Below are 13,821 nucleotides of genomic sequence, written 5' to 3'. Positions count from 1 at the left end.
ATAAGACCATCCGCATGGGCCGCAACCTTTACATCCTCGCCAGCAGCCTCATCGTCTTCGCACTCATATCCTGCGGTGTCGCCTACACCAACATTGCCCAGCAGCCCGGCTCACCCGGCGACGCCGCCCTATGGCGCACTATGGGTCTCGGACTGTTCGTCGTCGGCCTTCTCGTAGCCCTTGCAGGTGTTCTCTCTTCGCTCTTCGAGCAGGCAGAGCGTCGCAACGAAGAGGCGCGCAGGGCAAAACGCCGACACTAGCCCCGCGAGCCGTTTCCACCGCAAAACGGTACAATCAAAGCAGGCTGCTGCCGCGTCCGCGAGCCCACCCACACCCAATCCAGACGCGGCCCGATCTTTTCGAAGTATCGAACGATCGAACTACCGAAGGGACTTCCAGACTCATGTTCGAAGTAACCGTAGAAGCCGGCTTCTCCTCCGGCCACTACCTCCGCAACTATCGCGGCAAGTGCGAGAACCCGCACGGCCACAACTACAAAGTCTTCGTGACACTTATCGGCGAAGAGCTCGACGAAGCCGGCATGCTCCTCGACTTCAAACTTCTAAAGCAAGTCATGCGCCCCACCGTCGACTACCTCGACCACTTTATGATCAACGACCTTCCGCCCTTCGACAAAGAGATGAATCCCAGCGCCGAAAACCTCGCCAAATACTTCTACGATCAGACCAGCGCCCAACTCCACGAGATGACCAGCGGCCGCGTCCGGGTCAAAGACTGCACCCTTTACGAGACCGACACCAGCTTCGCCCGTTACTACAAGTAGGGGCCGCAGCTGGCCGGCTGCGCTCTGTACAGGGTCTGGTGGAGGGTTTCCTGTTTAGAACACAGCTATTTTGACCGAAGCGGCGAACGGTTCCGTCCTGACGTCCTTTTCGTTAGCGAGATAAAAAATGCATCTAATCGAGCTCTACAAATCTGTCCAGGGTGAGTCGTCCTTCGCCGGCCTCCCCTGCATCTTCGTCCGCCTTGCGGGTTGCAATCTGCGCTGCGCATGGTGTGACTCTGAGTACACCTTTGCCGGTGGTAAGGCGCACACCTCCGATGAGATCGTCGCGCAAATTGAGGCCCTCGCCCCGTGCCGTCTCATCGAATTCACCGGCGGTGAGCCGATGCTTCAGGCCAAGGAACTCTTGCCGCTGATGGAGCGACTGCTGGCGGACGACTACACCTTGATGATGGAAACCAGTGGAGAGCGTCCTTTGGCGGAAGTTCCCAAACTTGTCCACAAGATTGTCGACGTCAAATGCCCCGGCGCCGGCAGTGCAGCCAACAGCTTTCGCATGGAAAACCTCGAAGCGCTCACTAAGAATGATGAGGTGAAGTTCGTTATCTCGCATCGCGAAGACTATGATTTTGCGCGCGACTTTATCCGTGCCCATGCGCTCCACGAGAAGGCTGGTCAAGTCCTGCTGAGTCCAGCCTTCAACAAAGCTCCTAGCGTGCTGCGAACAACCGACAACGCCCTCCTCGACCCTCGCGTGCTCGTTGAGTGGATGATGGCCGATGGAATCGACGCTCGTTTGTCTCTCCAGATCCACAAGTTCATCTGGGAGCCGGTGAAGAAGGGTGTCTAGCTCGAATTAGTTCAGCAGGCCCAGAGAGCAGACAGACGCGACCATCGTAATCAACACGACCGCCTCGTAACCTCGCCCTTTTTTTCGTGCACTTTAGGTTTCATCTCGACGACCCGGCGACCCTTGCTTTGTCGTTCACGTTCTGGTTGTTTTCGCATAGCCCGTCCACAACATTCGACTAAAGGAATCCAAGCGGCCATCACGACAAAGAATGCGATGGTCACTGCAACTGCAGCAGTATCTTCAGACATGTCAGTCTCCTTTCTTGACTTTGCGCATATAGTGCTGGCGTTCGCTCACGCGTTACAGAGTTTTCGGCTGCCGCTACGCTACCATTGCCTATGCGCCTCTTTTTTATGCTTCTCGTGTTCGCTGTGTCGAGCGTGGCTGCAAATGCCTGTTGTCCGCCTCCCCTCGCGCCAATCTCCAGCGTCGACCGGCACCTGACTGATCTCACCGGCGCTTCGGACAAGACTTCCAAGCCGATCGAGATCAAAGTCGTGGTGATCAATATGTTTGAAGTAGGAGCTGATATCGGCGATGCACCAGGTGAGTATCAGTATTGGGTTGAGCGAGAACACCTCGACACGGTTATCCCTTTTGCCGCGGGCTATCACGAGCTCCGACTCAATGAAGAAAAAGGGATTCTCGGCGTGCTTACTGGCGTGGGGACCGCCCGCACTGCCGCCACTATGATGGCGCTGGGCCTCGATCCGCGATTCGACCTTACACATGCCTACTTTCTCGTTGCTGGTATCGGCGGCATCGACCCTCGCATGGGCTCGCTCGGCTCTGCAGTCTGGTCCGATTACATCGTCGACGGAGACCTTGCTCATGAGATCGATGCGCGCGAAATTCCCAAAGACTGGTCGACGGGATACGTGCCACTTGGCAAGTCCACTCCGTATGAGCAGCCCCGAGCTGCCAGGTTTGGCGACGACGGCAACATCTATCACCTCAACACCTCTCTTGTTGACTGGGCGTTCGCACTTACCAAGGACACGCCGCTTCCCGATACACCAGCAATGGCGACTCGCCGCCAGCAGTACGCCGAAGAAGCGGCTCACCACCCTCCCTTCGTTCTGCGGGGTGATAATCTCTCCGCCTCAACCTTCTGGCACGGCAAGCTCCTCAACCAATGGGCCCGCGACTGGGTGAAGTATCAGACCGATGGCCATGGCACCTACGCGATCTGTGGCATGGAGGATACCGGCACCATGCAGTCCCTCACCTGGCTTGCGCACGCGCATCGGCTCGATATCAACCGTGTCCTTGTACTCCGAACGGCGTCCAACTTCGATCAGCAGCGCCCAGGCGCTACCGCCGCCGAAAGCCTCGGCGAAACGAAAATTCGGCAGTACAGCGCGTACCTTCCGGCACTCGATGCTGCTTATCGCGTTGGCCACCTGGTCGTGGATCACTTGGTTGCGAACTGGCCCCAGACCCGCGACCACATCCCGTCGGCGCCGCCCCGGTAAAATAGGCTCTGGAGCCCACACTGAAGATCCTCATTCTCTCCCCGCACCGCGATGATGCTGCCTTCTCCCTCGCGCTTGCCATGACTCACTGGCTTACTGCCCGCCACACGGTTACGCTTCTCAACGTCTTCACCCGAAGCCGCTACGCTCCCTACTCAGACGCTGCGTTCGTTCACGAAAACGACGAGCTTTCGTATGTCTCGGCCATGCGTTTGCGTGAAGATGAGCTGTTTCTCCAGCGGATGAAAGAGTCTTTGCCGAAGGGTCTCAAGAATAATCTGCAGATGCTTGACCTGAACCTCAAAGATGCGCCCATTCGTCGTAGAGTGCCGATTGATCAGCTTTACAGCACACCCGTCAACTCCCTCGACCCCTCGCTCGAAAAGATCCGCAGAGCCCTCACGCGCCAATCGGAGCTAGGAACGATGGAGGCAATGGTCGTTCCTGCCGGACTGGGCAATCATGTTGACCACCTGACCGTCCGGGAAGCCTCCATACCTTTTACCGCGTCGCTGCCCACCGCCTTCTATGAAGATCTTCCAGAGGTGGCTATCCATTCCTCGGCTTCCGCCGACCTCGAGGTTCTGAACTCGTCTGCCGCCGAACGAAACGATCCACTCACTGAGATCGTCTGCCGCACCGACGAGCCCGCAGCAGATGCCATTGTTCGCAAGCGCAGACTGGTTCTCAACTATGCATCGCAGATTGACGAAGACGCTGGTGTTCTCATCAGTAACTTCGCTAACCGATACGAAGGCGGAGAACGTCTGTGGGCAAACAAACTGTGGCACTCCTCCTTCTCTTAGTCCATTTAGAGACCAAGGGAGAGTGCCACGGTTCTGACAAATCGTGCGTGGTCTCTATCCCAATATCTTTCTTACGGTCCGACGGACGGTCTCTGTGACCATTCCGTAGACTACGTGGGTGGCCAGCTCGCTGGTACGTTCGCGGGTTGTCTGCTCTTCTGGCTCTGCCGAAATACCAAGCGCAGGAAGTGTTGTTCCATGGGTCAGGGAAGATAGTGCCATTCCGAATCCCGCACCATCCTTGGCCGTGGCTTGCGGATAGTACTCTGCCAACGCTCCATAAGCAGCGCCAGCCGCAGCTCCGAATCCCCAGTGAAGTGTCTCCGTCGCGATGACCCTTTCGGTTCCCACAAGCTCGTGCCCGACGAGCTTCTCCGCCAGCACTGTGAATGGTTCTGGTTCTCCGTGAGTACGCGGCGGATAGATCTTTTCTGCAAGTGTCTTTGCTGCTGTTGCCACCAAGCCACCAATTAACCCTGCCAGCAGGCCCTTCGCCAGCGACCTTGTAACTGTCTTCCCTTGCGACCGATTCATTTTGTTCAACCCTTTTCTCAATTTATCTAGCTTACGATGCGGCCCAGCGTCCTTAGGGTGTTTGCACGAAAGCCGTTTTACGATAGGGCGAGTCTGTTGTCACTAAGGTTTAGTGAACAATTTTGTTGTCAATGAAAAGGCGCTGCACGAATGCAGCGCCTTTATTGTTGTCACGGGCGGAGGTCTATTTGGATTCGACCTTGGCGTGCCAGGAGTGGGCGGATTTGAGGGCGTTGTTGACGTTGGTGATGTTTTCTACGCCGGTGGTGTTGAGCCAGTCTTCGAAGGCTTTGGGGCCTTGCTTGGCGTAGATGGGGATGCCGTCTTTCCAGGTGGCGCGGCCGCAGAGAACGCCGTTGAAGGTGGTTCCGGACTCGACCGCCAATTCGAGGGTCTCGATGAAGACGGGGTTGGAGACGCCGGCTGAGAGATAGATGAAGGGCTTGTGGGTCATGGTGGCGGCGTCGCGGAAGTGTTGCAGGGCCTCGGCGCGGGTGTAGGCTTTCTCGCCCTTGAAGGACTTGGTGCCTTCGACGAAGGCCATCTCTACGGGGACTTCGACCTTGAGGACGTCGACGTTGTAGTGTGCCTTGCCGAACTCGGCCATGGAGCCGGAGACGATCTCGGGCTTTTTCTTGGCGTAGGCAACCGACTTCTCATCACCGCCCTCGGCGTCGTAGCCGACGAACTCGAGGAAGAAGGGGATGTCGTTAGCGACGCACTCGGCGCCGATGCGTTCGATCCAGGCTTGTTTGAGATCGTTGACCGGGGTCTTCTCGAAAGGGGTGTAGTAGAGGAGAATTTTGATACAGTCGGCTCCGGCCTCTTTCAAGCGGCGGACGCTCCACACGTCGAGGAGATCGGGCAGGCGGCCGGGGGTGGTGGCGTCGTATCCGGTCTTCTCGTAGGCGAGCAGGAGGCCCTTGCCGTTGCGGTGCTTGGAGGCTGGGAGGCCGAACTCGGGGTCGAGGAGGATGGCGGAGGCGTGTTTGGTGAGGACGGAGGTGACGAGGGTCTTGAACTCCTCGAGGTCGTGGGCGTCGGCGGCTGCTCCGCGCTCCTTAGCGAGGGACTTCTGGAGGGATCCGCGCTGGTCCATGGCGGCGGCGGCGATCACGCCACGATGGTCGGAGACGGCTTTGAGGCCGGCTAGCTTTCCTGGTGTCAACTTGATCATGGGGTGCTTGTCTCCTGATACGGTTTGAGTGATGGAAGGACTACGAAGGGTCATTTTACACAGCGGACGATACGTTCGGTGTGAAGTGGGTGGATGGGTTGAGGGGAGGTGCCGGGCTGAGGATGAGATGCGGCGCTGTTGCGTTTGGCGTCAGGCGGTGCGGCGGCTTCGAGGAGCGAGGCATTGCCCGAGGCCATCTGCAGTGCGGTGAGCAGTTGTCCGGCGCGCCTGGTGCAGAGCTCTCCGTTGGCGAGGGCGGTGATGACGAGAGACAGAGCGGACTGAACGGACCTGCGGTCTGGCACGGGCGGCAGCTTGAAGTTGCGGTTGGTGCTGGATAGGGCCGGCCGGCGGCGCTGGTGGAGGTGTTGATGGAAGTAGCACCAGACTTTGCCGGTGAGGGCTGGCGACTGGCACCGGCTTCCGGTGGACTTGAGGTGACGGCAGGTGGGGTATGGCATGTGTCCTCCGGGGGGACCCCCTCCTATTACCCGCGTGTAAGTTGCGTCTTTTGCTGGAGATACGGGGTGTAGGGGGAGGTAAAAATAAGCTGGCAAAGGGGTTAGCTGCAGATTCCTCTTAACAAAGGAGTTAGGGTTGAGGTTTAAATAGAAAAAGCCCCGGGTGCGCCCCGAGGCTTTGTGTTTCTGATGCTCTTTCTAGTTTATCAAATGCGAGGAAACTCATACGCCACGTGTAAGTTGTTGTGCGGTTTTGGTTTAGCTGGAATTGGCACTTGACAGGATCTTTCTGGTTTTCCCTTTGGGGGGTCCTTCGCGGCGGCGAAAGGCTGAGATCCATCTCTCCCACCCATTGCAGAGAACGCGATGGATGGGGCACCCGATCGGTTTGGGTTGGGTGAGGGAGAACGGGCTCAGGGCTGGTCAGTGTTTCACTTTGCGAGTATGTCTGCTAGTGACCGGCTGCGGTGTGGGAGGGGTGCCTGGGGTCCTGGTCGATGTCTTTACGGCGTGATGCGAGGAAGCCGAAGACTGCGATGTAGATGTAGCACACGGCGGGAATGATGAAGGCGTGCTGAACTCCTACGCGGTCGGCGAGATGTCCTTCGGCGAGCGGGAGGATGGCGCCGCCTACGATGGCCTGGACGAGGAGGCTTGAGCCTTTGCTGGTGAGCTCGCCTAGTCCGGCGAGCCCGAGGCTGAAGATGCTGGGGAACATGATGGAGTTGAAGAAGCCGATGGCGAGGACGGTGTAGAGGGCGACTGGACCTCCTGTGGCCATGGTGGTGAGGACGAGGCAGAAGGCGATGAAGGCTGCTGCTGCCAGGGCTTTTCCGGTGCTGACGTAACGCAGAACGTAGGAGCCGATGAAACGGCCGATCATGGCTCCGCCCCAGTAGAAGGAGACGTAGTGGGCGGCGGTGCGCTCGGGGAAGCTCATGATGTGGGGCAGGCCGAGATAGTTGATGAGGAAGCTGCCGATGGAGACCTCGGCGCCTACGTAGACGAAGATGCCGAGAGTTGCCATTAGAAGATACGGCTGATGCCAGATGCTGCCGGCGGGGCGGCTGGCGAGCTCTCCTGGGCGGAAGTCTCGGGTGAAGTCGGTGGTCGGAAGCTTGATGAGGCCGATGGCTACGGCGAGGACGAGAAGGGTGAGAGCGATGCCGAGATAGGGCAGGCGGACCGAGGAGGCCTGCTGCTCACGGTAGGTCTGGAGGGCTGCGGTGGAGAAGGATTTGAGCGTCTCGGGAGAGGCCTGGATGGCGCCGAGGATGAGCGCTCCGCCGAAGAAGGGAGCGATGGTGGTTCCGAAGGAGTTGAAGGCCTGAGCGAGGTTGAGGCGGCTGGCGGCGGTGGCCTGCGGGCCCAGGTTGGTGACGTAAGGGTTGGCCGATACCTGAAGGCAGGTGATTCCGGCAGCCAGGATTACGAGCGCGGAGAGGAAGAGGGGAAAGGATGCAGTGCTGGCGGCAGGAAGAAAGAGCAGTGCTCCGGCGGCCATGACGATGAGGCCGATGACCATGGCTTGTTTGTAACCGCGCCAGTCGACGAGTTTGCCGGAGGGCATTGCGAAGATGAAGTAGGACGAGAAGAAGGCGAACTGGACGAGCAGGGCCTGGCCGTAGTTGAGACTGAAGATGCCTTTGAGATGGGGGATGAGGATGTCGTTGAGGCAGGTGAGGAAGCCCCACATGAAGAAGAGCACGGTGGCGATGCTCATGGCGCGAACGTCAGTGGCCTGGGGGTCGCGGGTGGAGGCGGTCTGCTGGGTCGTGGTTATGTTCAAAGGATTTCCCTGCCTCTGCAAGCTAGTTAATGTCAGCGTCACAGATTCTACAGGTTTGGAGTGCGGGCTTGAGCATCTGGTTGCAAGAGAGGTGTTATCTGTTGCAACCCGTAGTAAGGATCGGGTCATCGTAGGAGGTGATTGCGGCCGAACGGGGGCTGCACATTCCCTTGCCGAAAGCCAGTGGCATGCGGTTTTTGACGAGGTGAGCCTATGTCCAGGCACAAGCGACTTTATCTGATGGTGGTGTATGTCTTCGCGACTGTGCAGTTTGTGTGGTGCTATCTATGGCTGGCAAGGCCCTATGTGAACACTCTGCTATACGAAGAGGGCCGGGAGCGGATGCCGTTCCAGGGTCGAAGCCTGATGATGCTGCCGCTGCGGTGGGCTCATGAGAGCAGCATCCTTGGGTGGTTAGCGAGACCGCTGTCGAAGTCACACTTCTGGTTTCCTAAACCGGTGTCTCCTGAGGTGCTGGTGCAGGCGGGGATCAATGTGGGCTGCCTGCTGGTGGCCGGATATATGACGACGAAGATCTACCAGGCGAGTTCGCGGAGGCGGCTGCTGACGCCGATGGTCTATCCGCTGCTGCTGGCAGCCTGTGCCGCGACCTATGTGATGCATACGGTGCAGAACTTTCGATTCGTCTACGATCTGCCGAGCCTGGCGTTCTTCGCGACGGCGATGTACCTGATGTACTTTCGGCGGCACTGGATTTATTTTGCGGGACTGTTTGTGATCGCGACGCTGAACCGGGAGACGACGCTGCTGTTGCTGCCGTTGTTTTTGCTGAATGAAGCGGTGGAGGGTGGGCGGCTGCGATGGTCTCGAATGCTGCGCGTACAGAGTCTGGGCGTAGTCGTGCCGTTAGCTTTATTTTGGGCGGGGTGGCAGATCTTTCTTCGGCATGTGTTCGCGGGAAATGTGTCGGAATTCTATCCGCGGATCGACTGGAATGTGAAGTCGCTGCTGTTTCCGCAGGCGTGGCCGCAGTTGATGAGCGCCTGCGGATATCTGCTGGTGTTCGTGGTGGTGATGCGGCGGAGGATTCGCGATCCGCGGCTGGAGACTTGGCTGTGGCTTCTGCCTGTCTGGTTCGGGTTCATGTTCGTGTATGGGATTTTGGTCGAGACGAGGGTGTTTGGCGAATTGATTCCGCTGATTGTGTGTGCGACGGTTTTGATCGTTGAAGAGGGTCTGCTGGTGCAGATGATGATGGCGAATAGGCAGCCTGCGCTGGAGTTGGCGGCCTCGGCTGGTACTTCGATGGGAGCTCGTGAGGCGGCTTGATGCGGGCGGTCCTGCCGGACGGGCTCCCTGCGCGGGAGGCGGTCACTTCGTGACTCTTGTACCGGTCCTGGCTGGGTAGAGCCCGGGTCCTCCCGTTGGTCGGGGCGGGCTTAGACGGCTTGGTCGAGGATGGTTCGCTGCGCGGCGAGGAGCTCGTGAATGCCCTTTTCGGCGAAGTCGAGCATCTGGCCAAGCTGGGCGCGGGTGTAGGAGTCGTGCTCAGCGGTGGCCTGGGTCTCGACGAGGCCTCCGTTGGCAAGCATCACGACGTTCATGTCGACGGCGGCGCGGGAGTCTTCTTCGTAGGCGAGGTCGAGCAGGACGTTGCCGTCGACGATGCCGACGGAGGTGGCGGCTACCATTTGCTTGAGTGGGGATGTCTTGAGGGTGCCGGCTTTGACTAGCTTGCCGAGAGCGAGCGCCAGGGCAACGCAGGCTCCGGTGATGGCTGCGGTACGGGTTCCGCCGTCGGCCTGGAGGACGTCGCAGTCGAGGATGATGGTGCGCTCGCCGAGAGCCTTCATGTCCACCACGCTGCGGAGGCTGCGGCCGATGAGGCGCTGGATCTCGTGGGTGCGGCCGCCTACCTTGCCGCGTTCGCTCTCGCGTGCGGTGCGGGTGAGGGTGGCTCGGGGGAGCATGCCATACTCGGCTGTGACCCAGCCACGGCCGGAGTTGCGGAGCCAGCCGGGAACGCCCTGCTCGATGGTGGCGTTGCAGAGGACGCGGGTGTTGCCAGACTCCATGAGGACGGAGCCCTCGGCCATAGCGACGTAGTGCGGGGTGATGCGGATGGTGCGGAGGGCGTCGGCGGGGCGGTGGTCGGGGCGGAAGAGCTGGGGGAGGGTGTGGCGGTGGTTACTGACATGAGGGAATTATAGTTGTGGGGTTCCGGGAGCGATGGGTTGGGTGTTATGTGAGCCATTTGTGGGAGTGTTCCGAAATGGGACTTGTCCCACAATGGGAAGACTGATTTGAATTGGTGTTTTGTTGAGGGTTTTGTGGGAGCGGCTTGATCTTGGTTCCATATTGGGACTGTGTCCGAATTGGGCGGGGAGGTGAATTGGAGGAGTTTTCGCTTGATGTGTAATCACTTAGGGAGGGAGTTCCAGTTTGGCACTTGAAGTGATTACAGAAGTGCACCTGCTGTAAGTTACTAAGCAGGAGAATGGTGGATTTACGGAATGCAGGCAATGCAGAGTGGTACTGCCTCGGGGCCAGAGATTTATTCAGGGAAGTTTGCGGCACTTCGCCATGTGACCCGCCAGAGGGGTCTTGGTGGCTCGGCGATGCCGACGGTGCGGACGACGGCGGATGCGCCTGCTGCCGAGGTGGCGGCGATTGCGGGGGTGGCAGAGGGTGCGGGGCTGGCGCATGATGCGGGGAATTTGCTGGGGGCGCTGAGTCTTTACTCTGATCTGCTGGCCTTGCCTGGAGTGCTTCATGAAGAGCACAAGGAATATGCCAACGAGCTTAGGATGTTGAGCGATCGCAGCTGGGCGATGATTGACCGGCTGGTGAATCATGCGCGTGCTGGAAGGTCGACGAAGGTTCAGGGAGAGTTTGCTGTGCTGCCGGATGTGGTGGATCGGTGCAGGGGCCTGCTGAGCCGGGTGGCCGGGCGCACTGTTGAGATCTCATATGGCGTGGGGGCGTTTCAGGCGGTGAAGGTGCCGGTGGAGTCGGTGGAGCGGATACTGACGAACCTCGTGAAGAATGCAGCAGAGGCGACGCCGTGGGTGGGAGCGATCTCGATCCATGTGGAGGGCGTGCTGCAGCAGGTGGAGAACGAAGGCGAGGATGTGCGGCGCAAAGTGGTGATGACGGTGACCGACCGCGGCTGCGGGATGGATCAGGCGGCGGTGCGACGGTTGATGCAGACCGGTGGGATCTCCTCTTCGAATGGGCGCGGGCTTGGCTTTCGCGTGGTGCGGGAGCTGGTGGCTATCTCGGGCGGATGTCTGAATGTTGAGAGCCAGCCGGAGGTGGGGACGAGCATCTCGGTGGAGTGGAGCGCGATGAAACGGTTGGACGCGGTGGTCGAGCTGGAGGAGTTGGAGATGGAGAGGACGAGAATGAACGATTCCGGAGTGAAGATGGTCGTACGGGGAGAAGCAGGATGGATCGCATGCTAAGGATCACGGGTTTTGAAACAGCGGGAACGAGAACGAACGGTGCAGGAGGTGTTTCTGTGTTGAACGAGGGAGTGAATGGTGAGCGGAGGAGCGGGGAAGGAGGCGGGGACTCGCCGTCGGGAGTGCTGGTGGGCTTGTCGCCGGTCTTTGCGCCGCACGCGGTGAGCTCTGCGGAACATCTGGGGCTGCTGCATGTGCTGGTGGTCGATGACGATGAGGCGGTGCGGAAGGCTTGCTGCCAGATCGCCGCGGGGATGGGGTTTGAAGTGGTTGGCGCTGAGAGTGCGACGGCAGCGCGGACCATATTGAAGCAGAGGCGGATCGATCTGTTGCTGCTGGACCTGAAGTTGCCGGGTGGCGGTGGTCTGCCGTTGTTGGAGCAGGTGAAGGCGCTGCATCCGGACACGGCGGTGATTGTGATGACGGCGTTTGCGACGGTGTCGTCTGCGGTAGAGGCGATGCGGATTGGTGCGGGAGATTATCTGACCAAGCCGTTTGCGCTGGAGGAGTTGACGGCGGTGCTGGAGCGGACGGGGCAGCAACTGCATATGGACGTACAGAGCCGACAGCTGCGCGAAAGGCTGCGGACGCAGCAGGGCCTGGGCGGGTTGGTAGGCCGTTCTCCTGAGATGGAGAAGCTGTATCGGATTCTGTCGAAGGTGGCTTTTTCGACGCATCCGGTTTTGATCCTGGGAGAGAGCGGGACGGGCAAGGAGCTGGTGGCGCGATCGATTCACTTCAATGGGCCGAACGCGGCGAAGCCGTTTGTGCCGGTGGACTGCGGATCGCTGGTGCCGACGCTGATTGAGAGCGAGTTGTTCGGGCATGTGAAGGGCGCTTTCACGGGCGCTGATCGAGCGAAGGAAGGGCTGCTGGCCTCGGCTGAAGGCGGGACAGTTTTTCTGGACGAGATTGGTGAACTGCCGCTGGATCTGCAGGCGAAGCTGCTGCGAGCGCTCCAGGAGAAGGAGGTTCGGCCAGTGGGAGCGACGCAGGCTAGACCGATCTCGGCGAGGGTGCTGGCGGCGACCAATCGTGACCTTTCGACGATGGTGGAGCAGGGACGGTTTCGCAAGGATCTCTACTTCCGCTTGAACGTGGTGAACCTGCGGATTCCTCCATTGCGGGATCGGCGAGAGGACATTGCTGTTCTGGCGACGCACTTTCTGAAGCAGATGGAGAAGGAGACAGGCGTGGAGCGCAGCTTCTCGGACTCGATGCTGCGGACGATGGCAGAGTATGACTGGCCGGGCAATGTTCGTGAGCTTGAGAATGCGATCGAGCGAGCGTGTGCGCTGTCGTCGGGGCCGGTGCTGCATCTGGGCGACCTGCCGACACAGTTACAGAACTTTCGCATGCAGCAGGGACCGGCGATCCACGCAGCTGAGGAAGATGGGGTGGAACGGGGTGAGACGATGAGCGCGTCGCAGGGCGGCGGGATCGTTTCGATTGCGGAGATGGAGAAGCACGCCATTCTTGGGACGATCCGGCAGCTGAAGGGCGATAAGCTGATGGCGGCGAAGCTGCTTGGGATCGGCAAGACTACGCTTTATCGGAAGCTGAAGGAGTACGGGATTACGGAGGGGATGGGGGATTAGAAGACCAGTCCTGCCGGACGGGCCTCCTGCGCGGAGGGCGGTCACTTCGTGACTTGTGTACCTTGTGGTGGTTAGTGAACGACGATGGTCCTCCCGCTGGTCGGAAGAGAGATGATGCCGACCAGCGGGAGGACCTTTGCTGAATGACGGTGACACGACCGGTATACGCGTCACGAAGTGACCGCCCTCCGCGCAGGAGGCCCGTCCGGCAGGACAGTTTCCAAGCAGCCTCCTAGAGATAGAATCAGGCGAAGGCAGGTGCGCGAATGGAATGTACTCATCTGGATCAGATTCGTAAGGTGAAGCCGTCGGCGAAGGGCTGCGAAGAGTGCTTGAAGATTGGCAGTACCTGGGTGCATCTGCGGATGTGCCTTGAATGTGGGCATGTGGGGTGCTGCGATTCTTCTCTGCACAAGCACGCGACTAAGCACTTTCATAAGACACAGCATGCGATTATGCGATCCATTGAGCCTGGGGAGAGCTGGGGGTGGTGCTATGTGGATGAGATGGAAGTCGATGCTGTGTGATTGATATTGGAAGAGAGGCAGCCGACAAATGAAGTTGGCTCGTACTCCGATCATTCTGATTTTGCTATGCTGAACGCATCCTTAGCAAAAGAGAGAGTAATTAACGATGTCAGAAGAGGCAGTAAAGATTACAGTTCGGCCTAATGGTCCGCTACGGGTTGAGGGTCACATCCTTTTGAAGGACGCGGATGGCAAGGAGTGGGATCTGACGGGAAACCGGCGATTTCGCTTTGCCGGTGCGGGGCCAGCGAGAAGCGTCCGTTTTGCGACGGGTCGCACAATCGAGTGGGTTTCCAGTGTGTGGCTAGCCCTGAAGTAATTCTTACCTAAGAAGGAGACCGCAGATTTCATAGACAGAGAGGGGCCCTGAGTACTACTCAACCCGTTTCTTCTTGAGTACCTGCGGTCTCTTTTGTTTCACGGCGTGATGA

At 59.1% G+C, this 13,821-nt stretch carries 14 protein-coding genes and 1 pseudogene; 10 read left to right on the top strand and 5 right to left on the bottom strand.

Annotated elements, in window-relative coordinates; translation table 11 throughout:
- The first annotated feature begins 14 nt into the window (after positions 1-14).
- The 5 genes from RBB80_RS32315 (at position 15) to RBB80_RS32295 (ending at position 3,879) form a co-directional block, all read left to right on the top strand.
- Positions 15-260 carry a hypothetical protein gene (locus RBB80_RS32315; RefSeq protein ID WP_433966177.1) on the top strand — a complete coding sequence of 82 codons (246 nt, stop codon included), beginning with the start codon at positions 15-17 and terminating at the stop codon, positions 258-260.
- A gap of 143 nt (positions 261-403) precedes the next feature.
- On the top strand, positions 404-784 hold the full coding sequence (gene queD / locus RBB80_RS32310; protein WP_183789534.1) for a 6-carboxytetrahydropterin synthase QueD: 381 nt from the start codon (positions 404-406) through the stop codon (positions 782-784).
- Between the two features lie 127 nt (positions 785-911).
- Entirely contained in the window at positions 912-1,595 is a 684-nt protein-coding gene (locus RBB80_RS32305) for a 7-carboxy-7-deazaguanine synthase QueE (RefSeq protein ID WP_433966176.1), read from the top strand.
- 356 nt (positions 1,596-1,951) lie between these two features.
- A complete protein-coding gene (locus RBB80_RS32300) occupies positions 1,952-3,073 on the top strand; it encodes a purine nucleoside permease (protein WP_433966175.1) in 1,122 nt (373 codons plus the stop codon).
- 80 nt (positions 3,074-3,153) lie between these two features.
- The gene (locus RBB80_RS32295; RefSeq protein ID WP_433966174.1) at positions 3,154-3,879 is read left to right on the top strand and encodes a hypothetical protein; all 726 of its coding nucleotides are present in this window, start codon (positions 3,154-3,156) and stop codon (positions 3,877-3,879) included.
- Positions 3,880-3,933: 54 nt separating this feature from the next.
- On the opposite strand, the gene RBB80_RS32290 is transcribed toward RBB80_RS32295, so the two are convergent.
- From RBB80_RS32290 to RBB80_RS32275, 4 genes are all read right to left on the bottom strand, one after another.
- Positions 3,934-4,413, bottom strand: coding sequence for a DUF1440 domain-containing protein (locus RBB80_RS32290; protein ID WP_433966173.1), 480 nt, complete (start codon positions 4,411-4,413; stop codon positions 3,934-3,936).
- 184 nt (positions 4,414-4,597) lie between these two features.
- On the bottom strand, positions 4,598-5,587 hold the full coding sequence (locus RBB80_RS32285) for a tagatose 1,6-diphosphate aldolase (protein WP_433969994.1): 990 nt from the start codon (positions 5,585-5,587) through the stop codon (positions 4,598-4,600).
- A gap of 53 nt (positions 5,588-5,640) precedes the next feature.
- Complete coding sequence (locus tag RBB80_RS32280) at positions 5,641-6,051, bottom strand: hypothetical protein (protein WP_433966172.1); 411 nt, start codon at positions 6,049-6,051, stop codon at positions 5,641-5,643.
- 451 nt (positions 6,052-6,502) lie between these two features.
- Complete coding sequence (locus RBB80_RS32275; protein WP_433966171.1) at positions 6,503-7,840, bottom strand: sugar MFS transporter; 1,338 nt, start codon at positions 7,838-7,840, stop codon at positions 6,503-6,505.
- A gap of 213 nt (positions 7,841-8,053) precedes the next feature.
- Here RBB80_RS32275 and RBB80_RS32270 point away from each other — a divergent pair, with 213 nt between their 5' ends.
- Positions 8,054-9,130: a hypothetical protein gene (locus RBB80_RS32270; protein ID WP_433966170.1), complete on the top strand. Its 1,077-nt coding sequence runs from the start codon at positions 8,054-8,056 to the stop codon at positions 9,128-9,130.
- 110 nt (positions 9,131-9,240) lie between these two features.
- Here the strand turns inward: RBB80_RS32270 and rph are convergent.
- A pseudogene (rph, locus tag RBB80_RS32265) lies at positions 9,241-9,969 on the bottom strand (ribonuclease PH); the annotation flags it as partial.
- A gap of 345 nt (positions 9,970-10,314) precedes the next feature.
- Between rph and RBB80_RS32260 the strand changes: the two are divergent.
- The 4 genes from RBB80_RS32260 to RBB80_RS32245 all read left to right on the top strand — a co-directional run bounded on the left by RBB80_RS32260 (position 10,315) and on the right by RBB80_RS32245 (position 13,720).
- Positions 10,315-11,265 carry a sensor histidine kinase gene (locus tag RBB80_RS32260; protein WP_433966169.1) on the top strand — a complete coding sequence of 317 codons (951 nt, stop codon included), beginning with the start codon at positions 10,315-10,317 and terminating at the stop codon, positions 11,263-11,265.
- Positions 11,266-11,321: 56 nt separating this feature from the next.
- Positions 11,322-12,863, top strand: a complete 1,542-nt coding sequence (locus tag RBB80_RS32255) for a sigma-54-dependent transcriptional regulator (RefSeq protein ID WP_433966168.1) — start codon at positions 11,322-11,324, stop codon at positions 12,861-12,863.
- 266 nt (positions 12,864-13,129) lie between these two features.
- Positions 13,130-13,390 carry a ubiquitin carboxyl-terminal hydrolase 14 gene (locus tag RBB80_RS32250; RefSeq protein WP_433966167.1) on the top strand — a complete coding sequence of 87 codons (261 nt, stop codon included), beginning with the start codon at positions 13,130-13,132 and terminating at the stop codon, positions 13,388-13,390.
- 198 nt (positions 13,391-13,588) lie between these two features.
- Positions 13,589-13,720, top strand: coding sequence for a CDGSH iron-sulfur domain-containing protein (locus tag RBB80_RS32245; protein WP_433966166.1), 132 nt, complete (start codon positions 13,589-13,591; stop codon positions 13,718-13,720).
- Positions 13,721-13,821 lie beyond the last annotated feature (101 nt).

The sequence above is a fragment of the Tunturiibacter gelidiferens genome, from assembly GCF_051013345.1.
Taxonomy (GTDB): domain Bacteria; phylum Acidobacteriota; class Terriglobia; order Terriglobales; family Acidobacteriaceae; genus Edaphobacter; species Edaphobacter gelidiferens_A.
This window is presented reverse-complemented; position numbering and strand designations above follow the sequence as displayed.

What these genes read in the sequence shown, in the direction of transcription:
- RBB80_RS32280 (WP_433966172.1), bottom strand. Translation starts at nt 6,051, where the DNA reads ATGCCATACCCCACCTGCCGTCACCTCAAGTCCACCGGAAGCCGGTGC.
- RBB80_RS32290 (WP_433966173.1), bottom strand. Translation starts at nt 4,413, where the DNA reads ATGAATCGGTCGCAAGGGAAGACAGTTACAAGGTCGCTGGCGAAGGGC.
- RBB80_RS32270 (WP_433966170.1), top strand. Translation starts at nt 8,054, where the DNA reads ATGTCCAGGCACAAGCGACTTTATCTGATGGTGGTGTATGTCTTCGCG.
- queD (WP_183789534.1), top strand. Translation starts at nt 404, where the DNA reads ATGTTCGAAGTAACCGTAGAAGCCGGCTTCTCCTCCGGCCACTACCTC.
- RBB80_RS32315 (WP_433966177.1), top strand. Translation starts at nt 15, where the DNA reads ATGGGCCGCAACCTTTACATCCTCGCCAGCAGCCTCATCGTCTTCGCA.
- RBB80_RS32250 (WP_433966167.1), top strand. Translation starts at nt 13,130, where the DNA reads ATGGAATGTACTCATCTGGATCAGATTCGTAAGGTGAAGCCGTCGGCG.
- RBB80_RS32295 (WP_433966174.1), top strand. Translation starts at nt 3,154, where the DNA reads ATGACTCACTGGCTTACTGCCCGCCACACGGTTACGCTTCTCAACGTC.
- RBB80_RS32300 (WP_433966175.1), top strand. Translation starts at nt 1,952, where the DNA reads ATGCTTCTCGTGTTCGCTGTGTCGAGCGTGGCTGCAAATGCCTGTTGT.
- RBB80_RS32260 (WP_433966169.1), top strand. Translation starts at nt 10,315, where the DNA reads ATGCAGGCAATGCAGAGTGGTACTGCCTCGGGGCCAGAGATTTATTCA.
- RBB80_RS32305 (WP_433966176.1), top strand. Translation starts at nt 912, where the DNA reads ATGCATCTAATCGAGCTCTACAAATCTGTCCAGGGTGAGTCGTCCTTC.